The sequence below is a fragment of the Kitasatospora sp. NPDC023385 genome, assembly GCF_055664045.1.
On sequence record NZ_JBVOOL010000010.1, the window covers coordinates 59,368 to 84,088 of the forward strand.

Here is a 24,721-nt window from a genome sequence, read left to right on the forward strand (position 1 = left end):
TCACCGGCCCCCGCTCACCCCGCCGGAAGCAGGGTGGGATCCGCCATGATCCGGCGGATGGTCGTCTGCGCCGCGCCCAGCACGGGACCGCGCCGCCCCAGGGCGGACGGGCGCAGCGCCTCCGGGGACCAGGGCCGGACGGTGACCCGGACGGCCAGTTCGGCGCGCACCGCCGGAAGCAGCCACTCGGCGAGTTCGGCGTAGGTGCCGCCGAGGACGAGGCCGTCCGGGTCGATGAGGTCCACGGCGGACGCGAGGGCGAGGCCCAGGGCGCGCCCCGCGCGGTCCAGCGCGTCCAGGGTCGGCCGGTGCCCGGCGCCGGCCCGCCCGGCCAGCAGGGCGACGGGGTCGGCCGGCCGGGCCACGGGGTCGGCCGGCCCGGCGGCTCCGGCCCGCGCGGGGCCGCCCGGCCCGAGACCGGCCTCGCGCAGCACGGCCGCCTGGCCCGCGTACTGCTCCAGGCAGCCGCGCGCGCCGCAGGCGCAGACCAGGCCGTCCGGGTGGACGGGAACGTGGCCGAGTTCGCCCGCGAAGCCGCGGGCGCCCCGGAACAGCTGCCCGTCGATGACCAGGGCGGCGCCTATCCCGGCCCCGGCGGAGACGTGCACGAAGGTCTCCACCGCCTGCTCGGCGTTCCAGTACTCGGCCAGCGCCCCGAGGTTGGCCTCGTTCTCCGGTTCGGGCACCGAGTCCGGGTCGGGCCAGTGGTCGGCGAGGCGGACGGCGTGCCAGCCCAGGTTGGGCGCGCGCTCGACCCGTCCGCCCGGCCCGTTGGGCACCACCCCGGGGACGGCCAGGACCCGGCCCGCGATGCTCAGCCCGAGCCCGGCGGCCTCCGCCTCGGCCTCGGCAGCCAGGGCGGCGACCTCCGCCAGCACCTGCCCGGCCGGCCGGTCCGCGTTGGCCCGTTCCACCCGGCGCCACACCCGGGGCACGCCGCGCAGGTCCGCGACGCACGCGCCGAGGTGCGTGACGCCGATCTCCAGGCCGAGGCCCGCCGGGCCCTCGTCGCTCACCGCCAGGGCGCGGCCGGGGCGGCCGACCCGGCCGCCGGACGCGGTCTCGGCCTCGGTCAGCGCGCCGCGCGCGATCAGCTCGTCGACCAGTGAGGAGACGGCCGCCCTGGTCAGGCCGACGCGTCCGGCGACGTCCGCGCGGGACAGCGGGCGGGCGGACGCGTCGGACGCGTCGGACGGGTCGGACGGCTCGGACGGCTCGGACGGCTCGGACGGCTGGTAGGACGGCTGGTTGGGCTGCGGTAGGGACGGAGCTTCGGACGGCGGGCCCGACAGCGCGTCGGAGCGCCGGCCGTGCGCGGCGACCGCGCCGAGGACCACCGAGAGGTTCCGCCGGCGCATGTCCTGTTGCGACGCGGGCCCGCTCCCCTGAACGCCCCTCCCCTGAACGCCCCTCGCCTTGCCGACCACTGTCACGCGCCGCCCCTCCTACCGGTCTTCGGCCGGGGCTCCCTGCAAGGCCCCGGCCCGACGCAGGGTATCGCCGATCCGTTCGAGGGCGTCCTCGTCCCGCCCCACCGGCTCCAGCAACGGGCCCTCGGCGGTCCGCCAACGCCGCGCCACGGCGTCGGCCGGCTCACCGGTGAGCAGTGCGGCGGCCTGGGCGGCGGCGCCGAGCGCGACCAGCTCCTGCGCGTCGGGGATCCGGACCGCCCGGCCGGAGAGCCGCAGGACCGTCCGCTGCCAGGCGCGGCCGCAGGCGCCGCCGCCGATCAGCAGCAGCGGCTCGTCGCCGGGGACGCCCTCGCCGCCCTCGCCCCCCTCGCGCAGTACGTCGTCCAGCGCGGTGAGCAGGGCGTGGGCGGCGCCGTCGTAGGCGGCCTGGAGGAGCTGGCCCGGGGTGGTGTCGTGGCGGAGCCCGTGGACCAGCCCGGAGGCATCCGGGAGGTCCGGCGTGCGCTCGCCGTCCAGGTAGGGCAGCACGACCACGGAGCCGCCGTCCTCGACCTCGTCGCGCCCGCGTCCGAGGAGGGCGGCGAAGCGGTCGACGGCGAGGGTGCAGTTCAGCGTGCAGGCGAGCGGCAGCCAGCCGCCGAGGGCGTCGGCGAAGCCCGCGACGGTGCCGCTCGGGTCCACCGGCCTCGTCCGACCGACGGCGTAGACGGTTCCGGAGGTGCCGAGGCTCAGCACGGGCTGCCCGGGCCGCAGGCCGAGTCCGAGAGCCGCCGCCATGTTGTCGCCGGTGCCGGTGGCCACCAGGGCGCCCTCGCGCAGCGCCGTGCCCGCGCGGACGGTGCCGGCCCGCGCGCCCGGTGCGAGGACCTGCGGCAGCAGTGCCAGGTCGAGGCCGATCCGGCCGAGGAGGTCCTTGTCGTAGCCGTCCGGCCCCCACCAGCCCGTTCCCGACGCGTCACCGCGGTCGGTCACCGCCTCCCCGGTCAGCCGCTCGGTCAGGAAGTCGTGCGGGAGGCGGACGCCCACGACGCGGTCGACGGCGGCGGGCTCGTGGGCGCGCAGCCAGGCCCACTTGGCGGCGGTGAAGGCGGCGGTCGGCAGGCTGCCGGTGCGGCGGACGATCTCCGCCGGGCCGACCGCGGCCCGCAACTCGGCGGCTTGGGGGGCCGATCGGACGTCGTTCCAGAGCAGTGCCGGGCGCACCGGCGCTCCGGCCGCGTCGAGGGTGACCAGGCCGTGCTGCTGGCCGGCGACCGAGACGGCGGCCGCGCGCTGCGCCCAGCCCGTCCGGGCGGCGGCCTCTTCGAGGGCTGCCCACCACTGCTCGGGGTCGCTCTCCCGGCCGGCTCCCTCGCTGACGGTGTGCGCGGCGCGGCCCTCGCCCAGGACCGTGCCCGTGTCGATGTCGACGGCGAGGGCCTTGGTGGACTGCGTCGAACTGTCGACGCCGATCACGACACGCTGCTCAGCCATGCGTTCCTCCGGTGGGGGTTCCTTCTGACGTCCCGGCATACTAATTTGTTGAGAGCCCTGACAAACACCCCTCGGCACTGATCGGGAGCCGCTCCATGCCCAGCGACGCGCTCGCCCCCACCCCCGCCCACAAGTTCACCTTCGGCCTGTGGACCGTCGGCTGGCAGGGGCGCGACCCCTTCGGCGACGCCACCCGGCCCGCCCTCGACCCGGTCGAGACCGTGCAGCGACTGGCCGGACTCGGCGCCTACGGCGTCACCTTCCACGACGACGACCTGATCCCCTTCGGCGCGGGCGACGCCACCCGCGAGGAGACCGTCAAGCGCTTCCGCGCCGCGCTGGACGCCGCCGGGCTGAAGGTCCCGATGGCGACCACCAACCTCTTCACCCACCCCGTCTTCAAGGACGGCGCGTTCACCGCCAACGACCGCGACGTACGGCGCTACGCGCTGCGCAAGACGATCCGCAACATCGACCTGGCCGCCGAACTCGGCGCCTCCGTCTACGTCGCCTGGGGCGGGCGCGAGGGCGCGGAGTCCGGCGCGGCCAAGGACGTGCGCACCGCCCTGGACCGGTTGAAGGAGGCCTTCGACCTGCTCGGCGAGTACGTCGAGCAGCAGGGCTACGACCTGCGGTTCGCCATCGAGCCCAAGCCGAACGAGCCGCGCGGCGACATCCTGCTGCCCACCGTCGGCCACGCCCTGGCGTTCATCAACGAGTTGGAGCGGCCCGAGCGGGTCGGCGTCAACCCGGAGGTCGGCCACGAGCAGATGGCCGGGCTGAACTTCCCGCACGGCATCGCCCAGGCCCTGTGGCACGGCAAGCTGTTCCACATCGACCTCAACGGCCAGTCCGGCATCAAGTACGACCAGGACCTGCGCTTCGGCGCCGGTGACCTGCGCCAGGCCTTCTGGCTGGTCGACCTCCTGGAGTCGGCCGGCTACGACGGCCCCCGGCACTTCGACTTCAAGCCGCCGCGCACCGAGGACTTCGACGGCGTCTGGGCCTCGGCGGCCGGCTGCATGCGCAACTACCTGCTGCTGGCCGAGCGTTCCCGCGCCTTCCGGTCCGACCCGGAGGTCCAGGCCGCACTCACCGCCTCCCGCCTGCCCGAACTCGCCCTCCCCACAGCGGAAGACGGCCTGGCCGGCCTGCTCGCCGACCGCTCCGCGTTCGAGGAGTTCGCCCTCGACACTGCCGCCCAGCGCGGCATGGCCTTCGAGCACCTGGACCAGCTGGCGCTGGAGCACCTCCTCGGCGCCCGCTGACCGGAGTTCGTGACCGAGCCGGGCCGTGCGCTCGCACGGCCCGGCTCTCGATGCTCACGCAACCCGCTGCTCCGATCGGACGGAGCAGCGGGCCCAGTTGTGGAGCCCGCTCGAGCAAGTGACATCGGGACTACCTGGGAACCGGCGGAAGGTTCGTGACCGTGCGCGAAGCCTGATCACACGCGCGGAAGCCGAAACTGACGAGGTGGTCCTCTCGCCGTAGCCGCGCGGGCGTGACCGGCGACGAGGACGAGGGACTCCTCGTCGGCATGGGGAAGTTCGGGTGCCGGGACGCCGCCGTCGGGCAGGCCGGAGCGAGGCCCCGCGCGCCCATGCGGGGGCGCGCGGGACCTCGCGTCCGGGGGCCGGCCTCAGGCCGGGTAGGGCAGCTCGGCCTCGGCGGTGCCGGCCGGGCTGACGTGCAGGGCGCCGTCCGGGCCGCCGGTGCGCAGTTGCCACGGGTGCGGGCTGTCGGTGGTCACCCGGAGGCGGTCGCCCGTGCGGCGCAGGTGGAAGCGGGCGGTCTCGCCGGGGCCGTCGCTGCGGGGGATCACGACGGTGCGCTCGGCGCCGTCGGCGAAGGCGTGGACGCGCAGTTCGACGCCGTCCGCCCAGGCGGAGACCGGGCGCTGGTCGTCCGCCCCGAGCGGGATGACGGAGTCCGGGCGGGCGAGCAGCGGCAGGGTGTGGAAGCCGTGCTGTTCCCGGACCCAGCGCGGTCCGGTGACCTGGTCGCCGGTCAGGATGTTGGTCCAATCCCCCTCGGGCACGTAGTACTCGACCGTGCCGTCGTCGGTGAAGACCGGGGCGACGAGCAGGTCGTCGCCGAGCAGGTACTGCCGGTCGAGCGTGGCGGCGGCCGGGTCGTCGGGGAACTCCAGCACCATCGCGCGCATCACCGGGACGCCGGTGGCGTGTGCCTGCTGCGCGGCGTTCTGCAGGTAGGGCGCGAGGCGGTGCTTGAGCAGGGTGAACTCGCGGGTGACCTCGACGGCCTCCTCGCCGAAGTCCCACGGCACCCGGTACGACTTGCTGCCGTGCAGCCGGCTGTGCGAGGAGAGCAGCCCGAACTGGGTCCAGCGTTTGAAGACGGCGGGGGTCGGCGTGCCCTCGAAGCCGCCGATGTCGTGGCTCCAGAAGCCGAAGCCGGACAGGCCGAGGGAGAGGCCGCCGCGCAGCGACTCCGCCATGGCGTTGAAGTGGGATTCGCAGTCGCCGCCCCAGTGCACCGGGTACTGCTGGCCACCCGCGGTGGCGGACCGGGCGAAGAGCAGCGCCTCGCCTTCTCCGCGCTTGTCGAGGAGCAGTTCGAAGACGGCCTGGTTGTAGAGGTGGGTGTAGTAGTTGTGCATCCGCTCCGGGTCGGAGCCGTCGTGCCAGACCACGTCGGTGGGGATGCGCTCGCCGAAGTCGGTCTTGAAGCAGTCCACGCCGACGTCCAGCAGAGTGCGCAGCTTGTCGGTGTACCAGGTGCGGGCGGCGGGGTTGGTGAAGTCCACCAGGGCCATGCCGGGCTGCCACAGGTCCCACTGCCAGACGCTGCCGTCCGGGCGGCGCACCAGGTGGCCCCCGCGCATGCCTTCGGCGAACAGCTCCGACTTCTGGGCGATGTAGGGGTTGATCCAGGCGGAGATGCGCAGACCCTGCTGCTTGAGCCGGGCGAGCATGCCGGCCGGGTCGGGGAAGGTGCCGGAGTCCCAGGCGAAGTCGCACCACTGGTACTCGCGCATCCAGAAGCAGTCGAGGTGGAAGACGCTGAGCGGGATGCCGCGTTCGGCCATGCCGCCGACGAAGTGGTTGACGGTGGCCTCGTCGTAGTCGGTGGTGAAGGAGGTGGTCAGCCACAGGCCCAGGGCCCAGGCCGGGGGCAGGGCCGGGCGGCCGGTGAGTGCGGTGTAGCGCTCCAGGATCCGCTTGGGGGTGGGGCCGTGGACGACGAAGAACTCCAGCGACTGGTCCTCGACGCTGAACTGCACCTGGCCGACCGATTCGGAGCCGATCTCGTAGCTGACCTTGCCGGGGTGGTTGACGAAGACGCCGTAGCCCCGGTTGGTCAGGTGGAACGGGACGTTCTTGTACGCCAGTTCGCTGCTGGTGCCGCCGTCGGCCTGCCAGATGTCGACCACCTGGCCGTTGCGGACGAACGGGGTGAACCGCTCGCCCAGGCCGTAGACCAGTTCGCCGACGCCCAGGGAGAGCCGGCCGAGCATGTGGTGCCCGCCGTCGGCGTCGGTGACGAAGCCGGTGCCGCGTTCGCCCACGGAGGTCAGGACCCGGCCGCCGGCCCTGAACTCCATCCGCCAAGGGCCGGCGGTGTCCACCCGCAGGGTGAGCTCGCCGCTGGAGAGCTCGGCCACGGGCCCGTCGCGGCGCACTTTCCCGGCGCCCGGTTCGGCGCCGGGCAGCGCGAACTCCGGTCCGCGCCGCACCGAGCCGGCGGTCGACCTGAACCTGCTCCAGCAGGCCGGTGACCGCCGGCGGCACACCCCCGGCCGACCGGAGAGGACGAACCGCGTCTCTTCCTTCGCGTTCCGAGACCAAAGCCACCGGGTCAAGCCGCTCGATCCGCCGCTGTACCGACCCCCGCGAAGGAGTCCGCAGGCCGCGAGCCCGGCATTGGCGTGTGATCTCCTTGTAGACCGCCGCCACCGAGCGGCGCTGCCGCGTCAAGTACCGGTTGCGTAGCACTTCCTGGACGATCATCTCGACCTCACCTGACAGGCGCCCGCCGCTGCGGCCTCCGCTGGAACGGCCAGGCAGCAGGTCCGACACCATTCCCTCACCGGCGCGCCACCGTCCAAGCAGGACATACACCTGGCGCCGGGAGACTCGAAGCCGCTCGGCGGCCTCATCCGCATCGGCCAGCCCCACTGTGTCCTTCGCCGCGAGCGGCCCGATCACCTCGGCCTGCCGCACCGCGGTCTCCCATGTCTGGGTCGGCGCGGTCAGCACCCCGCGCTCGGCCACCGGTTCCTCTGCCATCCGGAAGCCTCCGTCACGCACACGACTACGGACAACTCGACCGTAACGCAGGCGAGTTCGGCCCGTCCGGCGCGTTCGCAGTTCCCTGCACTCGACAGCGAATCACCAGCTCACCCGTGCACGCGACTTCGGAAACTGACAGCACCGCCGCTTACCGATCTTGCGCATCAATCGGTCGGTACATCAACAGCCACGGAATGACCTCGGTCGGTGGCCTTGGTGATGTCCGGGATGCTGTGTCGCGTGAGCGCCCAGAGCACAAACGCGAGGCAGCTGATTGCGGCGCCGAGTGCACATACGGCGCCCCAGCCGGCCGCCGTGTAAAGGGAGGTCGCGGCGATGGCACCGGTGGCGCTGCCGATCGAGTAGAAGACCATGTATCCGCCGATCAACCGGCTGCCCGCGTCCGGGTGCAGCGCATAGATCAGGGTCTGATTGGTGACATGGACCGCCTGCACGGCGAGATCGAGGAGGATCACGCCGACGACCAGGGCCCAGAGCGAGCTGCGGGTGAAGGCCAAGGGCAGCCACGAGCCAGCGAGCAGCGCCAGGGCAGTGCCGGTGGTCCGTTGGGAGAGTCCGCGGTCGTTCAGGCGGCCCGCCATGGTCGCGGCTAGGGCGCCTACGGCTCCGACCAGCCCCAATGCCCCGATCGCGGTGTGGGAAAGGAAAAACGGCGGCTCGCTGAGCGGCAGCGCGATGCTGCTCCACAGGGTGCTGAAGGCTGCGAAGATCAGCAGGCCGAGTAGGGCCCGGAGCCGCAGAAGCCGTTCCCGCGCGAACAGGGTGATCGTGGAGCGCAGGAGCTGTCCGTAACGCAGGGATGTCGGCGGGACATCGTTGTGGCGCGGCAGCACTCGGTGCAGGACCAGAGCGAGCAGAGCGGTGAGCGCCGCTGAAGCGAGGTAGACGGAACGCCAGCCCGCGAGGTCGGCCAAGAGGCCGGATGCGGTGCGGGCGAGCAAAATCCCGACGACCACGCCGCTGGTCACCAGGCCGACGACGCGTCCGCGCCGGGCGGGAGGGGCCAGTGACGCCGCGAAGGCCACCAGTGTCTGCGTGACTACCGCGAGAAGCCCCATCGCGGCCATGCCCGCGAGCAGGATCGCTGCGGTGTGGGCGGTGGCGACCGCTGCCAGCGCCACCACCAGGAGAAGCAGCTGGGCCACGATGAGCCGTCTGCGGTCGGCCATGTCGCCCAGCGGCACGAGGAAGAAGAGCCCCAGCCCGTATCCGACATGCGTGAGGGTGACGACGCTGCCGACAAGTGCCGGGCTCATAGCGAGGTCGTGGCCCACAGTCACCAGGAGCGGCTGGGCGAAGTAGACGTTGGCCACCGCGGTTCCACAGGCGACGGCGAACAGTATGACGACGCCGCGGGACAGGACGAACCCGGAACCTCCGCCGCTTCGGGCCGCGACCCGTGGTGTCGCAGCCTCACAGTCACTGAGCATTCAGCACCCCTCCCACACTTGGTTTCATCTTGCCACCAATAGGGACCGTAGCTTTTTTGGTAGCATCTTGCAACTAGTGCGAGAGTGGAGGACGGCATGGTGGCAAGGACGCGCTTCGACGACAGCGACTGTCCCGTCGCGCGGTCAGTGGACGCGATCGGCGACTGGTGGTCTCTCCTGATCGTGCGAGATGCCTTCGACGGGAGCCGTCGCTTCGGGGAGTTCCAGCGCAGCCTCGGCGTGGCGAAGAACATCCTCACCGCGCGCCTGCGCGCCCTGGTCGCCGGCGGTGTCCTCGAATCCGTCCCCGCTTCTGACGGCAGCGCCTACAGCGAATACGTACTGACCCCGAAGGGCAAAGCCCTCTTCCCCGTCATCGTGGCGCTGCGGCAGTGGGGTGAGCAGAATTCCTTCGCCCCCGGCGAACCGCACTCGCAGATGGTCGACAGCCGGCAGGGACATCCCCTTCGCACACTGGAAGTCCGGTCGGCGGACGGGCGACTGCTGAACCCCGACGACACCACCGTCCACAAGGTCTCCACCCAGTGATCTGAGCCGGAGAGACGGTGTCGACTCACCGCTCTGCCGATGATTCCGAGGCCGGGTGAGGGACCTTGGCAGCCCCGTTGCTCCGACTCCTCCAATCCGACTGGAGGAACGGCGCGAAGGGTTGCGCCGTTTTCCGCAGAAGGCGTCCGAGGTCACGGCCAGTCGTCTCGTCCGATTGGCCCCGCGCTGGCTCGGGTTCGGGCCGGTGCTCACCGCCCGGAAAGACTGCGGCTCACGCCTCCCTTCGCTCCCCAGTCGGTGCCGCATCGCCTGCGGTGCGGGGGCTGGGCATCGCAGCCGCTGCGAGTTTGAGGCGGGCGGCCATGTCGAGGTTGACCTCCCCGTACGGACGCACGTGGGACCAGAACAGCGGGGTCAGGCCGCGCCGGTCGGCGGGCGTGAGGAGGTCGGCCCACTCGGGTTCGCCGAGGATGTCCTGGAGCATGAGGGTGTTCACGTAGACCAGGGCTGATTGCAGGATGCGCAGGCACAGTACGAACATCTCCTGCTCGTCGCGCCGGTTTGAGGCGATCTCGCCGCCCTTGCCGAGGCGATCACGGAGTTTGCGCCGCTGGAGGACTCCATGACGTTCAGGCCCTCCTCGATCTCCCGCTGGAGGTCCCGAAGCCGCAGGTAGCGGGCTACGAAGATGGTCTTCTGGGCACGGCCGACTTCCAGCATCGCTGCATAGGTGGGGTGGGAGGCGTTGCGGGTGAAGCGGCGCAGGATCGCCTCGGTGGACGCGGTGCGGGTCCGGATCGCGGTGGCGTACTTGATCATCGCGGCGACCTCGGAGGCGGTGCAGTTGATCAGCTGGGAGTGGATGGCCAGGGACTTCTTCTCCACGTGCCAGTAGATGAGCACGCCCCGGCCGCCGTAGCGCGAGTGCCACTCGGTGAAGAGGTTCTGGTCGTAGGCGCGCACGTGGGTGGAGTCGGAGGCGACTGCTGTCGAGCCCTGGCCCCACAGCTCGGTGCTGCGGGCGGCGAAGGTGGCGTTCGCGATCTGGATGGCGATGGCGCGGGCTGCCTCCGCCGACAAGTAGCGGCGGCGTGCGTAGCGCAGTTCGTCCTCGGTGTGGCCGTGGCCGCCGGACGCCACGGCCTTGAAACTCGTGCACCAGCTCCCGCAGCGTCGCCTCGCCCCCGGACACCGCCGGGAACACGACCTGGCGGACCGTCCCCTCCGGAGTGCCGAGCGACGCCTCGGCAAGCTTGAAGAGGATATTCTCCTTGCCCGATACCTTCTTGAACGCGTTGACCAGCTGCTCGGTGACCTTCTTCTCCGCCCGCGCCCCGATCCGGTGCACCGTGGAGATCAGCAGCTCTACCAGCGTGTCGGTGATTTCCCGTTCCCGCTCGTGCAGCAAGGCGGCCAGCAAGGCCACCCGCAGCGGGACCGGGTGCGTCCGCAGGTGGGAAGGCGATTCCACCGCGGCCCGCGCCCGCCAGCCCGTCACGACCTTCGGCGCGACGTCGACGAACAGATCCCGTGGCAGACCGATCGCCCGCACCGCCAGAAGCTTGTCGATTTCGGTGAGCATCGTCTCCAGGCTCACGTTGCCCGGCGCTTCCTTGACCTTCGCCAGCACCGGCGGCGCGTCCTCGCCCTCCGTACCACCGCCCTCGGGTCCGGCGTCGTCCTGGTCGGCGCCGGCCACCAGAGCCACGATCCGCTCGATGCTCTCCACGGCCAGCCGGGAGGAGATCAGGGCCGTCAGCGACTCCTCGGCCGCCCGCAGGGCAGCCGCCACGATCCGATCGCACCGGCCCGGCGTGGGCGGCTCGATCCTCTCCTCGCGACAGCGGGCCAACAGTTCCACCCGGACCTGCTCGGGCCTGCGTTCCTTGTGCGCGACGTGCTCGGCCAGATACGTCGTCAGCTTCTCCGCGTCCGCGACGCTGCACTCACGGAAGCCGAGGTGCTCCCGGATCTGCGCGCGGTGGTACTCGACCGTGCGGCCCGTCCCGTCGTAGGACTCCAGCTCCGAGGCAGGAACCTGCACCTGACGGGCGACGAACTCCACGGCCTCACCGGGCAGCTCTGTCCGGTTCCGGGGAAACCGGCCGTACTGCGTATAGAACTTCAGCAGCACGGAGAAGCCCAGTCGCGTCGCACCGCGCTTGCCGGACACGAGCACTTGCTCGTCCTTCAACAGCGTCCAGTGCTCGAAGAGTTCATCCAGGTCCAACGGAGTACGGGCCACGATCGCCGATCGTCCCCGCAGAGCTTCCCCCATCGCAGCCGTACGGCCCCGGACTCACCCACACGGGTGACGCCCTCCCAAGATCATCGCTGTTTGCGGCTGGTGACAGCGTTCTTACCGGTACTGGACGGCACCCCGGTGGCCGCCGGTGAGCCGGTCTCCCTGGGGGCCTGGGACGTACGGGTCCTCGTCGCCCGCTGAATGCCGAAGGGGGCGGCGGGGCCCCGTCCGGCCCGCCCCCCGTTCACCACTCGACCCGCAGTCGCTACTCGGCCGAGAAGCAGTAGACCGTCGTCGAGCGGAACTCCTCCCCCGGGCGCAGGACGGTGGAGGGGTACTCGGGGCGGTTGGGCGAGTCCGGGAAGTGCTGCGTCTCCAGCGCGATGCCCGCGTGGGCCCGGTACGGACGGCCGGAGCGGCCGGTCAGTGAGCCGTCGAAGTGGTTCCCGGTGTAGACCTGGATCCCCGGTTCCGTCGTCAGGCATTCGAGGCGGCGGCCGCTCGCGGGGTGGCTCAGCACGGCGGCCCGGCGGAAGCCGTTCCCGGCGAGCACCCAGTTGTGGTCGAAGCCCGCGCCGGCCAGGCGGATCTGCCGGTCCTCGGCGGTGACGCGCTCGCCGATCACCGCCGGCTCGCGCAGGTCGAAGGGAGTGCCGGCGACGGGCTCGACCGGGCCGAGCGGGATCAGATCGCCGTCCACCGGCAGGTACCCGGCGGCTTCCACCTGGAGCAGGTGGTCGAGGACCGTGCCGCTGCCCTCGCCCGCCAAGTTGAAGTACGCGTGGTTGGTGAGGTTGACGACCGTCGGGGCGTCCGCGGTCGCCCGGTAGCCGATCCAGAGCCGGCCGGCGGGGTCGAGCAGGTAGGTGACCTCGGCCGTGAACGCTCCCGGGAACCCCTGGTCGCCGTCGGGGCTGTGCAGCCGCAGGCGCACGCCGGCCCGCCGGCCCTCCCGGACGGGCACGCCGTCCCAGAGCCGGGTGGCGAAGCCGTCCGGTCCGCCGTGCAGGGTGTGGCCGGTCGCCTGGGTCCGCAGCCGGTGCGTCGTACCGTCGACGGGCAGGGAGCCGCCGGCGATCCGGTTGGCGTAGCGGCCGACCGTCGCGCCGAGGTAGGCCCCTTCACCGAGCAGGTCCTCGCCGCCGTCGCAGCCGAGCACGACGTTCTCCCGCCGCCCGTCCCGGTCGGGGGCGTACAGGGCCTGGAGGCGGGCGCCGAGGCTGAGCACCTCCGCGGTGACGCCCTCCGGGAGGCCGATGATCCAGCGGGTGACGGCCTGTCCGTCCGGCAGCGTCGCGGCGACCTCCTGGGCCACCGTCAGCTCGCCCTTCGACACGAGTGCGTCTCTCGGCACGGGGTTACTCCGTTCCTTGCGGGACTGCGGGGGGACGCCGGGGAGACTACGGGGGGACGGCGACGCCCGCCCGGGCGGGCGTCGCCGTTGCTCGGCCCTGCGGGCCGTGCGCGGTCAGAACCCCTGCGCCAGGCGGTGGTAGGCCTGGTTCCAGCGCAGCTCCTTGGTGAACCGGCGGATGTTCGTGTCGTCGTCGATCACCAGGAGTTCGACGCCGATCATCTCGGCGAGGTCCTCGAGCTCCTCGGCGCCGAGCGCCCCGGACAGCACGGTGTGGTGCGGCCCGCCGGCCGTCAGCCAGGCCTCGGTGGAGGTGTGCAGGTCCGGCCGCGGCTTCCAGACGGCGCGGGCGACGGGCAGGTGGGGCAGCGGTGCCGGCGCCTCGACGACGTCGACCTCGTTGGCGACCAGCCGGAAGCGGTCGCCCAGGTCGGCGAGGCCGACCACCACCGCCGGGCCGGGCTCGGCGTCGAAGACCAGGCGGACCGGGTCCTCGCGCCCGCCGATGGAGAGCGGGTGGATCTCGCAGGAGGGGGTGGCCGCCGCGATGGTCGGGCAGACCTCCAGCATGTGCGCGCCGAGGATCAGCTCGCGGCCGAACTCGAGGTGGTAGGTGTAGTCCTCCATGAAGGAGGTGCCGCCGGGCAGTCCGGTGGCGGCCACCTTGAGGGTGCGCAGCAGGGTGGAGGTCTTCCAGTCGCCCTCCCCGCCGAAGCCGTAGCCGTCGGCCATCAGCCGCTGCACGGCGAGGCCGGGCAGCTGGCGCAGTCCGCCGAGGTCCTCGAAGTTGGTGGTGAAGGCCTGGAAGCCGCCCTGCTCCAGGAAGCCGCGCAGGCCGAGCTCGATCCGCGCCGCGTACCGCAGCGACTCGTGGCGTTCCCCGCCGGCCCGCAGCTCGGGGGCGAGGCGGTAGCCGTCCTCGTACTCCTTGACCAGTTCGGTGACGTCGGCGTCGGTCGAGGCGTCCACGGCGGCGACGAGGTCGTTGACGCCGTAGGTGTTGACGGAGACCCCGAAGCGGCGCTGGGCCTCGACCTTGTCGCCCTCGGTGACGGCGACGTCGCGCATGTTGTCGCCGAACCGGGCGAGCTTGAGGCTGCGGAGTTCGGCCCGGCCGGCGGCGGCGCGGGCCCAGGTGGCGATCCGGGCCGAGACGGCCGGGTCGGTGACGTGTCCGGCGACGGTCTTGCGCGGCACGCCGAGGCGGGACTGGATGTAGCCGAACTCGCGGTCGCCGTGGGCGGCCTGGTTCAGGTTCATGAAGTCCATGTCGATGGAGTGCCAGGGCAGTTCGACATTGGCCTGGGTGTGCAGGTGGAGCAGCGGCTTCTGCAGGGCGTCCAGTCCGGCGATCCACATCTTCGCCGGGGAGAAGGTGTGCATCCACGCGATCAGGCCGATGCAGTCGTCGGCGGAGTTGGCCTCCAGGCAGATCCGGCGGATCGCGGCGGCGTCCGTGAGGACCGGCTTCCAGGCGATCTCGACGGGCACGGCGGCGTCGCCGTCCAGGGCTTCGGCGATCCGCTGGGACTGCTCGGCGACCTGGCGCAGCGTGTCCTCGCCGTAGAGGCCCTGACTGCCCGTCAGGAACCAGACCTGGCGGCCCGGCAACGGCTTCTTCATGGGGTGTCTCCTCAACGGGCCTGGGGCTGGCCGTAGACGTTCTGGTAGCGGAAGTTGAGACTGTCGATGTCGGCCTGCGGGATGGGCAGCGGCTCGCCGAGCTGGCGGGAGAGGTGGACGGTGCGGGCCACGTCCTCGCACATCACGGCGGCCTTCACGGCGGCCTTGGCGTCCTTGCCGATGGTGAAGACGCCGTGGTTCTGCATCAGGACGGCGGGCGAGCGGTGGCCCTTGAGGGTGTCCACGATGCCGCGGCCGATCGAGTCGTCGCCGATCAGGGCGAACGGGCCGATCGGGATCTCGGCGCCGAACTCGTCGGCCATCGCGGTGAGGACGCACGGGACGGCCTCGCCGCGGGCCGCCCAGGCGCAGGCGAAGGTGGAGTGGGTGTGGACCACCCCGCCGACCTCGGGCAGGTGCCGGTAGACGTAGGCGTGCGCGGCGGTGTCGGAGGACGGCGAGTGGTCGCCTTCGACGACGTTGCCGTCCAGGTCGCAGACGATCATGTTCTGCGGCGTCAGCTCGTCGTAGGAGACGCCGCTGGGCTTGATGACGAGCAGGTCCTCGCCGGGCACGCGGGCGGAGACGTTGCCGGCGGTCCAGACGACCAGCTGGTAGCGGACCAGTTCCTGGTGGAGGTCGCTGACCTGGCGGCGGACGGCGTCGATGGTCGCGTTCACAGGGCCTCGCTCCGGGTGGTGAGGGCGGCGTTGCGGAGGTCGCGCAGGCGGTGCAGGAGCTTGTCGGCGCCGAGGCCGAAGTGGTCGTGCAGGGCGCGGTACTCGGCGAAGAGCCGGTCGTAGGCGTCGGCGGCGGCCGGGTCCGGCTGGTACGCGCCCCGGTGCACCCGGCCCATGGCGGCGGCCGCGGTCCGTACGTCCGGGTACGCGCCGGCGGCGACGGCGGCGTGGATCGCGGAGCCGAGCGCCGGGCCCTGCTCGGACTCGGCGACCGAGACCGGGCGGCGCAGCACGTCGGCGTAGATCCGCATCAGCAGGGCGTTCTTCTTGAGGCCGCCGGTGACGATGAACTCGGTGACGGGGACGCCGCCCTGCTCCAGGGCTTCGACGATGACGCGGGTGCCGAAGGCGGTGGCCTCCAGCAGGGCCCGGTAGACCTCCTCGGGCCGCGTGGCCAGGGTGAGGCCGACGATCACACCGGACAGGTGGTGGTCGACCAGCGTGGAGCGGTTGCCGTTCATCCAGTCGAGCGCCACCAGGCCGTGGCCGCCGACCGGCTGGTCGGCGATCTTCCGGGTGAGCAGCTGGTGCAGGTCCTCGCCGTTCGCCTCGGCCTCGGCCAGGTACTCGGCGGGCACGCCCTGGCGCAGCCACCAGGCGAAGATGTCGCCCACCGCGCTCTGGCCGGCCTCGTAGCCGTAGGAGCCGGTGACGATGCCGTCCTCGACCACGCCGCAGATGCCGGGGACGTCGGCGAGCGTCGCGCCGTTGACGACGTGGCAGGTGGAGGTGCCCATGATGGCGAGGAGTCGGCCGTTGTCGACGGCCCCGGCGGCGGGGGCGGCGACGTGCGCGTCGACGTTGCCGGCGGCGACCGCGATGCCCTCGGGCAGGCCGGTCCAGGCGGCGGCCTCGGCGGTCAGCGAGCCGACCCGGGAGCCGAGCGCGGAGAGCGGGTGCTCGAGGCGGGTGCGGGCGAAGTCCGCGAAGTCCGGGTGCAGGGCGGCGAGGTAGTCCTCGCTCGGGTAGCTGCCGTCCTGGTGGATGCCCTTGTAGCCGGCGGTGCAGGTGTTGCGGCTCTCGGCGCCGGTGAGCTGCCAGACGATCCAGTCGGCGGCCTCGATCCACCGCTCGCAGGCCGCGTAGACGGCCGGGTCCTCCTCCAGCACCTGGAGGGCCTTGGCGTACTGCCACTCGGCGGAGATCTTCCCGCCGTAGCGGTGGATCCACTTCTCGCCGCGGGCGTGGGCCAGGGCGTTGATCCGGTCGGCCTGGCCCTGGGCGGCGTGGTGCTTCCAGAGCTTGGGCCAGGCGTGCGGGCGCGGCGCCCACTCGGCCGTCTCGGCGAGCGGGGTGCCGTCGGCGAGCACCGGCAGGACGGTGCAGGCGGTGAAGTCGGTGGCGATGCCGATCACTTGGGCGGGGTCGACGCCGGCGGCGGCGAGCGCGGCGGGGACGGCGGTGCGCAGCACCTCGCGCCAGTCCGCGGGGTGCTGCAGCGCCCAGTCGGGCGGGAGCAGCCGACCGGTGCCGGGCAGCTCGCGCTCGATGACGGCGTGCGGGTAGTGGTGGACGGCGGTGCCGACCTCCTCACCGTCCCGTACACGGACCACCACGGCGCGGCCGGAGAGGGTGCCGAAGTCGATCCCGACGGCGTATCTCTCCAGGGCAGGGGCGGCAGGAATTGCGGTCACGTCCTCATCCTTCGTACGGGAGACCGGCGTTCTCACCTGTCGCCGGCGCGATCCACGACCGGGGCAGGGGGGAGCGCACCGGCGACAGGCTCCGTTCCGCGACCTCTCCCTCAGAAGGGCGGAACGATGGGCCACCGGCCGGGCGCGCAGAAGCGGGGATGTCGGCGCCTGGCCGGTGGAGTGGAAGGGCGTCTGTTAACGCTCACGGGAATTGTTAGCGCTAACAATCACCGTGTCAAGGGAGGTTGCCTGGTCCGTGTGCGCGAGGCCGGATGACCGGGGCGACGGCGGCTCCATCAGTGGTCCGAGCAGGCCTGCCGTCGGCCCACGCGGACCCGCCGTCGGCCCGACTAGGCCTGCCGTCGGCTCAGGAAGACCCGCTGCCGGCCCGAGCCGACCTGCCGCCGGTTCAACGCCGGGCGGCGGGGCCCACACTGCGGCGCAGCACCAGCTCCGGGGAGATCCGCACATGGGTCCGGGAGACCGAGGCCCCCTCCAGCTCCCCGACGAGCAGCTCCAGGGCCCGTCTGCCGAGCTCGCCGAAGTCCTGCCGCACGGTGGTCAGCGGCGGGGTGAAGTAGGCGGCCTCGGGGATGTCGTCGAACCCGACCACGCTGATCTCCTCCGGGACCGACCGACGGGCCTCGTGCAGGGCGCGCAGCAGACCGAGGGCCATGTGGTCGTTGGCGCAGAAGACGGCGGTGACGTCGGGCAGTTGGGCGATCCGCAGCCCCGCCTGGTAGCCCGAGCGGGCACTCCAGTCGCCGCGCTCCACCTCCGGCACCGGAGCTCCGGCCGCCTGCAGCGTGAGGCGCCACCCCTCCTCGCGGTCCTGGCTCTCCAGCCAGTTGGCCGGCCCCGCCAGGTGGTGCACGGTGCGGTGGCCCAGGTCGAGCAGGTGCCCGGTGGCCTCTCCGGCGCCGAAGCGGTTGCCGACCGACACCATGGGCACCCGGGTCTGGTTGCCCGAACCGACCGCGACGAGCGGCACCGAGCTGGACAGCCGGGCGACCGCGCTGACGGCGGACGTCTGCGGCGCGATCACCACGACGCCCTCCACCCCCTGGTCGCGCAGCCGGTCGACGGCCTCCTGCACCGAGCGGCCGTCCAGGGAGCGCAGACTGGTCACGCTCACGAAGTACCCGGCGCTGCGCGCCGCCCGCTCGATGCCGTCCAGCATCGAGGCCGGTCCGTAGAGCGTGGAGTCGAAGCTGACCACGCCGAGGGTCTGCGAGCGGCGGGTGACCAGCGCGCGGGCGGCGGAGTTCGGCCGGTAGTCCAGCTCTCGTATGGCGGCCAGCACCCGGTCCCGGGTGTCCGGCCGGACGTGCGGGGCTCCGTTGAGCACCCGGGACACCGTCTGATGGGACACCCCGGCCAGTTTGGCCACGTCCGCCATCACCGGCTGGCGCTGTTCCGTCCCGGCACTCTCTGTTCCCACGCGTCGTCCCCTCCTAGGCTGGGACCACAGTACGCGACCGGGTCCGGGCCGAATCCGTCACTCTCGGTTCAACGGGCGTTCCCTTCTTACCAGCGCCCGGGCCGGTCGGAGGTGGCCGTCGCGGCCAGCTGACGCTCACGGGTCTTCACCCGGGCGACACACGAGGGCCGGGGCGGGCGGCACGAGCACCGGCGTGACCGCGGCACCCCCACGCCTTTCCACTCCACGTCCGGGCCACACCCCCGGCGCCCCGGCATCGGGTCACCGCGTGCCGCAGCCGGAGCGCGCCGCCCAGGCGATCGGGCCCCGGACGGCGGCGGTCGGCGGACCGCCCTGCACGGCGGCAGTCGGCGGACCCGAATGGTGGGCAGTCGGCGGACCGTGGCCGGTCGTGGCCGGGCCCCGGCGCCGCTCGGGTGCGGAGCCGGGGCCCGGCCGGGAGATCAGCCGAGGGTCCACTTCTGGTTGTCGCCGCCCAGCGGCATCGGCCCCCGCCTCACGCCCATGTGACCCTGGCCGAGGAGGCTCCGCGCCGGTGGACGGCGGTCACCGCGCACCTCGCGGATGGCGCCGCGGTGGCCCCCGGACTGCGTCCGGTTCCGCGGAAGTCCCGGGAGGCTCAGTGGAGTTCGGGGGCTAAGTGGAGTTCGGGCGCTCAGTGGGGTTCGGCCGCTCAGTGCGGCCGCAGCCCCGCGAAGACGACGTCGAAGATCCGCTCCCTGGCCTGCGGGTCGGCCGTGAGCTGGTCGGTCGCCGCCCCGACGCCCACGAGCAGGGCGATCAGCTCGGGCAGGCCCAGTTCGGGGCGGACGGCTCCGGCCCGTTGCGCGGCGGCGAGCAGTGCGGAGAGCCGGCTCCGCATCAGTTCGGTGGAGCGGCGCAGGGAGGCGTGCACGTCCACGCCGGCCTCGGCGAGGGCACGCGTGAACTCCTGCTTGCCCGCCGACTGTTCGACGATCAGGCGGAAGCCGTCGAAGAACGCCCGGGCGGGTTCGGCTCCGGCGGCCAGCTCTGCCGTGCGGGCGGCGATCGTCTCCAGCCTGCGGACCATGACCGCCTCCAGCAGCGCCTCCTTGGTGGGGAAGTGCCGGAAGAGGGTGCCGACGCCGACGCCGGCGGCGCGGGCGATCTCCTCCGTCGGCACACCCACGCCGCGCACGGCGAACACCTCGGTGGCGACGTCGAGCAGCCTCGCCCGGTTGCGGGCGGCGTCCGCGCGCAGCGGCCGTTCCGAAGCCCCGTCCATCCCTTCTCCCTCCCGTCCGCGGCAATGGCGGACGCAAGCCATGGACAACCGGAGTGGTCAGTCCGTATCGTTGAACCGGAGTCGCTGGTCCGGTTCCAGCGGCGCGATCCCGGGGGTTGATCATGTCCGAAACGCTGTCGCCGCGCGAGGTCTTCCACGCACTGCTGACGGGCATCAGCGAGGGGCGGTTCTCGGAACTGGCCCGGCTCTACGCCGAGGACGCCGTGGTGGAGACGGTGTTCCAGCCCGTCGGCCCGCGCCGTTTCGAGGGACGGGCCGTCCTCGCCGAGCGGTTCGAGCAGGTCGGCGCGCACTCGCCGCTGGAGCTGCGGCCGCGGAACGTGGTGGTCCGGGAGACCGACGACCCCGAGGTGGTCGTCGCCGAATTCGACTACCAGGTGCGCCACCGGGGCACCGGGCGGACCTTCGAGGCCGCGAACATCCAGGTGCTGCGGGTCCGCGACGGCCTGATCGTGCACAGCCGGGACTACCACGACCACCTGGCCCTCGCCGTGGCCGGCGGCGGCCTGCCGCAGCTCGTGGCAGCCCTCGACGGCAAGTAGCACCCGACGCGGGGGCACCCGGCGCGGCCGACGCCGCCGCCCCGGGTGCCGCCGGCGGCCTCCGGACTCCTCGTCGGTCGCGGCGCAGCACCACCGTGGCGTTGTCGCCGCCGAAGCCGAAGCCGTTGACCGCCCGCCACCCGCGCGTCGGGCACGGGGGTCGCAGATCGCGGGAGGTGGACGCGCTCGGGGGCCGACCTACCAGCACAGGGCGACGGAACCACTCACTCCCTGGTGAGCGGGAGTCGAACGTAGACCAACCGCCCGATGCCGGCAACGGCTCCCCCGCGGCAGCGGCCACCCCGCGGGGCGGCCGCTAGGTTTCGGGGATCCAACGATGCTCCGGCAGCTCTTGACTCCGCTGATGTGAGCGTTAACACTCATGTCACGCCAGGCCAGGGCAGTCGAAACCCCGATGTTCCACAGCACCAGGGACCGCCCGCCGGCCGGCCCCGCTCGACCGCTCCCAGTCGCCCAGTCAGGGGACGCTCTGTGCCGGTCGCGGAACACACTGGAGGAACTGTGCGGAAGATTTCGGCGAGCCTCGTCGCCGCGGGGCTGGCGCTCTCGTTGGCGGCCTGCGGCCAGAGCAGCACCGGCGCCGGCGACGGCGCGGCCAAGGGGGACGCCAAGGGCGGCCTGGTGGGCATCGCCATGCCGACCAAGTCGTCGGAACGCTGGATCAACGACGGCAGCAACATGGTCAAGCAGTTCCAGGCCAAGGGCTACAAGACCGACCTGCAGTACGGCGACAACGTGGTGGAGAACCAGGTCTCCCAGGTGGAGAACATGATCACCAAGGGCGCCAAGCTGCTGGTGATCGCCGCCATCGACGGCTCCTCCCTCACCAACGTGCTGCAGAAGGCCGCCGACGCGCACATCCCGGTGATCTCCTACGACCGGCTGATCCGCGGCACGGCCAACGTCGACTACTACGCGACCTTCGACAACTACAAGGTCGGCGTCCTCCAGGGCAGCTACATCGTCGACAAGCTCGGCCTCGCGGACGGCAAGGGCCCGTTCAACATCGAGCTGTTCGCCGGCTCGCCGGACGACAACAACGCGAACTTCTTCTTCAACGGCGCGATGAGCGTCCTCAAGCCGTACCTCGACCAGAAGAAGCTGGTCGTGCAGAGCGGCCAGACCGACTTCAACCAGGTCGCCACGCTGCGCTGGGACGGCGGCGTCGCCCAGTCCCGGATGGACAACCTGCTGAGCAAGTCGTACACCAGCGCCCACGTCGACGCCGTGCTCTCGCCGTACGACGGCATCTCGATCGGCATCATCTCCTCCCTGAAGGGCGTCGGCTACGGCAGCGCCAAGTCGCTGCCCGTCGTCACCGGGCAGGACGGCGAGCTGGCCTCGGTGAAGTCGATCATCGCGGGCGAGCAGACCCAGACCGTCTACAAGGACACCCGCGAACTGGCCAAGGTCGCCGTGCAGATGGGCGACGCGCTGCTGACCGGCGGCAAGCCCGAGGTCAACGACACCAGCCAGTACAACAACGGCGTCAAGACCGTCCCGGCGGAGCTGCTGCAGCCGGTCAGTGTCGACAAGGACAACTACCAGAAGGTCCTGGTCGACAGCGGCCAGTACACCGCGGACCAGCTCAAGTAGCCTGCGGGGCCCGCTCGGCGGGCCCCTTCCGAACCGGCGGTGCGGAGTCCGCGAGCGTCCCCGGGAGCCCGGGTCGCTCCGACGAGGAGCCCGGGAGCCCGCGGCTCCCCCCAGACCCGGATGCTCGCCCACCGCACCGCCCCGAACGATACGGACGCACAACCATGGCTGGACCCGTTCTCGAAATGCGGTCGATCAGCAAGTCGTTCCCCGGCGTCAAGGCGCTCTCCGAGGTCAACCTGAGCGTCGGCGCCGGTGAGGTGCACGCCATCTGCGGCGAGAACGGCGCCGGCAAGTCCACCCTGATGAAGGTGCTCAGCGGTGTCTACCCGCACGGCAGCTACGAGGGCGAGATCCTCTTCGAGGGCGAGCCCTGCCGCTTCAAGGACATCCGGGCCAGCGAGCAGCGCGGCATCGTCATCATCCACCAGGAACTCGCGCTGGTGCCGTACCTGTCCATCGCCGAGAACGTCTTCCTCGGCAACGAGCACGCCTCCCGGGGCATCATCAGCTGGCACCGGACGCTCACCCACGCCGCCGAGCTGCTCCGCCGGGTCGGCCTCGACGAGAGCCCGCACACCCGGATCGCCGACCTCGGCGTGGGCAAGCAGCAACTGGTCGAGATCGCCAAGGCGCTCGCCAAGGAGGTCAAGCTGCTCATCCTGGACGAGCCGACGGCCGCGCTGAACGACGAGGACAGCCGCAAGCTGCTCGACCTGATCCTGGAGCTCAAGGCGCAGGGCATCTCCTGCATCATCATCTCGCACAAGCTGAACGAGATCGCCCGGGTCGCCGACGCCGTGACGATCCTGCGCGACGGGCAGACCATCGAGACCATCGCGATCGGCTCCGAGGGCATCTCCGAGGAGCGGATCATCCGCGGCATGGTCGGCCGCGACCTGGAGCACCGCTACCCCGAGCGCACCCAGGACATCGGCGAGATCGCCTTCGAGATCGAGGACTGGAGCGTCCGGCACCCGCTCGACCAGCAGCGCATGGTGGTCGACAGCGCCTCGCTCAACGTGCGCTGCGGGGAGATCGTCGGCATCGCCGGCCTGATGGGCGCCGGCCGCACCGAGCTGGCCATGAGCGTCTTCGGCCGCTCGTACGGGCGGTGGGCCGACGGCCGGGTACGGCTGCACGGCAAGGAGATCCGCACCCGCACGGTGCCCGAGGCGATCGGGCACGGCATCGCGTACGTCACCGAGGACCGCAAGCAGCTCGGCCTCAACCTCATCGACGACATCAGCCGGAACATCTCCCTGAGCGCCCTCGGCAAGGTCGCGAAGTACGGCCGGGTCAACCGGCACGAGGAGACCAGGGTCGCCGAGTCCTTCCGGCGGACCATGAACATCAAGGCCCCGACGGTGTTCACCCGGACCGGCACGCTCAGCGGCGGCAACCAGCAGAAGGTCGTCCTCAGCAAGTGGATCTTCGCCGAGCCGGAGGTGCTGATCCTCGACGAGCCCACCCGCGGCATCGACATCGGAGCGAAGGCGGAGATCTACACCGTCATCGCCGAACTTGCCGCCCAGGGCAAGGCCGTGCTCGTCATCTCGTCCGAACTCCCCGAACTCCTGGGCCTGTGCGACCGGATCTACACCATGGCCGAAGGCCGGATCACCGGTGAGGTGGCCCGCGCCGACGCCACCCAGGAATCCCTCATGCGACTCATGACCATGAGCAGCGCATTCAGCAACGAGCAGGTGTGAGGCATGGCCCCGACCGAGATCATCACGGATTCGTCCCCGAAGGCACCGCAGTCCGACCCCGGCCCCTCCGTCGGCGCCATGCTGGCCCGCGCGCTGCGGGGCAACGTGCGCCAGTACGGCATGCTGGTCGCACTCGCGCTGATCGTGCTGCTCTTCCAGATCTGGACGGACGGCATCCTCCTCCAGCCGCTCAACATCACCAACCTGATCCAGCAGAACGGTTACATCCTGATCCTGGCGATCGGGATGATGATCGTCATCATCGCCGGGCACATCGACCTCTCGGTCGGCTCCCTGGCCGCCTTCGTCGGGGCCGCCGCCGCGGTGATGATGGTCAAGCACCACGTGCCGTGGCCCGTGGCGCTGCTGGCCGCGCTGGTGATCGGCGCCGTCGCCGGCGCCTGGCAGGGCTTCTGGATCGCCTACCTCGGGATCCCGTCGTTCATCGTCACCCTGGCCGGCATGCTGCTGTTCCGCGGCGGCACCCAGATCATCCTGCAGGGCCAGTCGGTGGCGCCGTTCCCCAAGGGCTTCCAGAGCATCAGCAGCGGCTTCCTCCCCGAGGTCGGCCCGCACACCAACTACCACAACCTCACCCTGCTGCTGGGCCTCGCGGTGCTGGCCGTCGCGATCCTCCAGGAGGTGCGCGGCCGTCGGCAGACCGCCTCGTACGGGCTGGAACTGCTCCCGCTCGGGCTGTTCCTGGTCAAGCTCGCCGTGATCACCGCGGCCGTGGTGGCCTTCACCCTCCTGCTCGCCAGCTACCACGGCGTGCCGATCGTGCTGCTGATCCTCGGCGCGTTGCTGGTCGGCTTCGGCTACCTGATGCGCAACTCGATCATCGGGCGGCACACCTACGCCATCGGCGGCAACGAGGCCGCGGCCAAGCTGTCCGGGGTGAAGAGCAAGCGGGTCGTCTTCCTCGCCTTCACCAACATGGGCGTCCTCGCGGCGCTCGCCGGCCTGGTCTTCGCGGCCCGCCTCAACGCCGGCACGCCGCAGGCCGGCATCAACTTCGAACTGGAGGCCATCGCCGCCGCGTTCATCGGCGGCGCCTCCGCCAGCGGCGGTGTGGGCACCGTCCTCGGCGCCATCATCGGCGGCCTGGTGCTGGGCGTCCTCAACAACGGCATGTCGCTGGTCGGTGTCGGCACCGACTACCAGCAGGTCATCAAGGGCCTGGTCCTGCTCGCGGCCGTCGGCTTCGACGTCTACAACAAGCGCCGAGCAGGGTCCTGACCGGACCGCCCGAGCACGGGAGGACGGGCTGCGGTGCCTCGGCGCCGCAGCCCGTCCTCCCGTTTCCGGGGCTGCCGGCGGCACAGTCCGACGGCGCCACCGACCGTCCCTGGGGCCCGTCGGGCACACCTCGCGGAAAAACTTTCGAACCGGCGGCAACCTCCTCCGCGACGGCGGCAACTGACAGACGAACCGGAGGGCGGAACCC

At 71.9% G+C, this 24,721-nt stretch carries 16 protein-coding genes and 3 pseudogenes; 6 read left to right on the forward strand and 13 right to left on the reverse strand.

Annotation, left to right across the window (positions count from 1 at the left end):
- Positions 1–14: 14 nt before the first annotated feature.
- Positions 15–1,358, reverse strand: coding sequence for an ROK family protein (locus AC0B61_RS17585; RefSeq protein WP_471741571.1), 1,344 nt, complete (start codon positions 1,356–1,358; stop codon positions 15–17).
- A gap of 87 nt (positions 1,359–1,445) precedes the next feature.
- Positions 1,446–2,885 (reverse strand): xylulokinase, encoded by a 1,440-nt coding sequence (gene xylB, locus AC0B61_RS17590; RefSeq protein WP_471741572.1) that lies wholly within the window; start codon positions 2,883–2,885, stop codon positions 1,446–1,448.
- A 95-nt stretch (positions 2,886–2,980) separates the two neighbouring features.
- On the opposite strand from xylB, the gene xylA reads away from it, so the two are divergent.
- Complete coding sequence (gene xylA / locus AC0B61_RS17595) at positions 2,981–4,153, forward strand: xylose isomerase (RefSeq protein WP_471741573.1); 1,173 nt, start codon at positions 2,981–2,983, stop codon at positions 4,151–4,153.
- A gap of 371 nt (positions 4,154–4,524) precedes the next feature.
- On the opposite strand, the gene yicI is transcribed toward xylA, so the two are convergent.
- The 3 genes and pseudogenes from yicI to AC0B61_RS17610 all read right to left on the reverse strand — a co-directional run bounded on the left by yicI (position 4,525) and on the right by AC0B61_RS17610 (position 8,589).
- On the reverse strand, positions 4,525–6,582 hold the full coding sequence (yicI, locus tag AC0B61_RS17600) for an alpha-xylosidase (RefSeq protein ID WP_471741574.1): 2,058 nt from the start codon (positions 6,580–6,582) through the stop codon (positions 4,525–4,527).
- A gap of 82 nt (positions 6,583–6,664) precedes the next feature.
- Positions 6,665–7,135: pseudogene (locus tag AC0B61_RS17605) on the reverse strand (DNA-binding domain-containing protein); the annotation flags it as partial.
- A 167-nt stretch (positions 7,136–7,302) separates the two neighbouring features.
- Positions 7,303–8,589 (reverse strand): MFS transporter, encoded by a 1,287-nt coding sequence (locus AC0B61_RS17610; protein WP_471741575.1) that lies wholly within the window; start codon positions 8,587–8,589, stop codon positions 7,303–7,305.
- 96 nt (positions 8,590–8,685) lie between these two features.
- Between AC0B61_RS17610 and AC0B61_RS17615 the strand changes: the two genes are divergently transcribed.
- A complete protein-coding gene (locus tag AC0B61_RS17615) occupies positions 8,686–9,138 on the forward strand; it encodes a winged helix-turn-helix transcriptional regulator (protein ID WP_471741749.1) in 453 nt (150 codons plus the stop codon).
- Positions 9,139–9,370: 232 nt separating this feature from the next.
- On the opposite strand, the pseudogene AC0B61_RS17620 reads toward AC0B61_RS17615, so the two are convergent.
- From AC0B61_RS17620 to AC0B61_RS17655, 8 genes and pseudogenes are all read right to left on the reverse strand, one after another.
- Positions 9,371–10,239 (reverse strand): annotated as a pseudogene (locus AC0B61_RS17620) (Tn3 family transposase).
- Positions 10,240–10,891: 652 nt separating this feature from the next.
- Positions 10,892–11,377, reverse strand: a pseudogene (locus AC0B61_RS17625) (DUF4158 domain-containing protein); the annotation flags it as partial.
- A gap of 232 nt (positions 11,378–11,609) precedes the next feature.
- Positions 11,610–12,698, reverse strand: a complete 1,089-nt coding sequence (locus AC0B61_RS17630; RefSeq protein ID WP_471741576.1) for an aldose epimerase family protein — start codon at positions 12,696–12,698, stop codon at positions 11,610–11,612.
- Positions 12,699–12,812: 114 nt separating this feature from the next.
- Positions 12,813–14,321, reverse strand: coding sequence for an L-arabinose isomerase (araA, locus tag AC0B61_RS17635; protein ID WP_471741577.1), 1,509 nt, complete (start codon positions 14,319–14,321; stop codon positions 12,813–12,815).
- An 11-nt stretch (positions 14,322–14,332) separates the two neighbouring features.
- Complete coding sequence (locus AC0B61_RS17640) at positions 14,333–15,001, reverse strand: L-ribulose-5-phosphate 4-epimerase (RefSeq protein WP_471741578.1); 669 nt, start codon at positions 14,999–15,001, stop codon at positions 14,333–14,335.
- Positions 14,998–16,695, reverse strand: coding sequence for a ribulokinase (locus AC0B61_RS17645; RefSeq protein ID WP_471741579.1), 1,698 nt, complete (start codon positions 16,693–16,695; stop codon positions 14,998–15,000). Before AC0B61_RS17645 ends, AC0B61_RS17640 begins: the two co-directional genes overlap by 4 nt.
- A 409-nt stretch (positions 16,696–17,104) precedes the next feature.
- On the reverse strand, positions 17,105–18,136 hold the full coding sequence (locus AC0B61_RS17650; RefSeq protein ID WP_471741580.1) for a LacI family DNA-binding transcriptional regulator: 1,032 nt from the start codon (positions 18,134–18,136) through the stop codon (positions 17,105–17,107).
- 673 nt (positions 18,137–18,809) lie between these two features.
- Positions 18,810–19,382 (reverse strand): TetR/AcrR family transcriptional regulator, encoded by a 573-nt coding sequence (locus AC0B61_RS17655; RefSeq protein ID WP_471741581.1) that lies wholly within the window; start codon positions 19,380–19,382, stop codon positions 18,810–18,812.
- A gap of 122 nt (positions 19,383–19,504) precedes the next feature.
- On the opposite strand from AC0B61_RS17655, the gene AC0B61_RS17660 reads away from it, so the two are divergent.
- The 4 genes from AC0B61_RS17660 (at position 19,505) to mmsB (ending at position 24,513) form a co-directional block, all read left to right on the forward strand.
- On the forward strand, positions 19,505–19,945 hold the full coding sequence (locus AC0B61_RS17660; protein ID WP_471741582.1) for a nuclear transport factor 2 family protein: 441 nt from the start codon (positions 19,505–19,507) through the stop codon (positions 19,943–19,945).
- A 522-nt stretch (positions 19,946–20,467) separates the two neighbouring features.
- Positions 20,468–21,562, forward strand: coding sequence for a multiple monosaccharide ABC transporter substrate-binding protein (gene chvE, locus AC0B61_RS17665; RefSeq protein WP_471741583.1), 1,095 nt, complete (start codon positions 20,468–20,470; stop codon positions 21,560–21,562).
- 164 nt (positions 21,563–21,726) lie between these two features.
- Positions 21,727–23,274 (forward strand): multiple monosaccharide ABC transporter ATP-binding protein, encoded by a 1,548-nt coding sequence (mmsA, locus tag AC0B61_RS17670; protein WP_471741584.1) that lies wholly within the window; start codon positions 21,727–21,729, stop codon positions 23,272–23,274.
- A gap of 3 nt (positions 23,275–23,277) precedes the next feature.
- Complete coding sequence (gene mmsB, locus AC0B61_RS17675; protein ID WP_471741585.1) at positions 23,278–24,513, forward strand: multiple monosaccharide ABC transporter permease; 1,236 nt, start codon at positions 23,278–23,280, stop codon at positions 24,511–24,513.
- The last annotated feature ends 208 nt before the right edge of the window (positions 24,514–24,721 follow it).

What these genes read in the sequence shown, in the direction of transcription:
- AC0B61_RS17585 (WP_471741571.1), bottom strand. Translation starts at nt 1,358, where the DNA reads ATGCGCCGGCGGAACCTCTCGGTGGTCCTCGGCGCGGTCGCCGCGCAC.
- xylB (WP_471741572.1), bottom strand. Translation starts at nt 2,885, where the DNA reads ATGGCTGAGCAGCGTGTCGTGATCGGCGTCGACAGTTCGACGCAGTCC.
- xylA (WP_471741573.1), top strand. Translation starts at nt 2,981, where the DNA reads ATGCCCAGCGACGCGCTCGCCCCCACCCCCGCCCACAAGTTCACCTTC.
- AC0B61_RS17610 (WP_471741575.1), bottom strand. Translation starts at nt 8,589, where the DNA reads ATGCTCAGTGACTGTGAGGCTGCGACACCACGGGTCGCGGCCCGAAGC.
- AC0B61_RS17615 (WP_471741749.1), top strand. Translation starts at nt 8,686, where the DNA reads ATGGTGGCAAGGACGCGCTTCGACGACAGCGACTGTCCCGTCGCGCGG.
- araA (WP_471741577.1), bottom strand. Translation starts at nt 14,321, where the DNA reads ATGAAGAAGCCGTTGCCGGGCCGCCAGGTCTGGTTCCTGACGGGCAGT.
- AC0B61_RS17655 (WP_471741581.1), bottom strand. Translation starts at nt 19,382, where the DNA reads ATGGACGGGGCTTCGGAACGGCCGCTGCGCGCGGACGCCGCCCGCAAC.
- AC0B61_RS17660 (WP_471741582.1), top strand. Translation starts at nt 19,505, where the DNA reads ATGTCCGAAACGCTGTCGCCGCGCGAGGTCTTCCACGCACTGCTGACG.
- mmsA (WP_471741584.1), top strand. Translation starts at nt 21,727, where the DNA reads ATGGCTGGACCCGTTCTCGAAATGCGGTCGATCAGCAAGTCGTTCCCC.
- mmsB (WP_471741585.1), top strand. Translation starts at nt 23,278, where the DNA reads ATGGCCCCGACCGAGATCATCACGGATTCGTCCCCGAAGGCACCGCAG.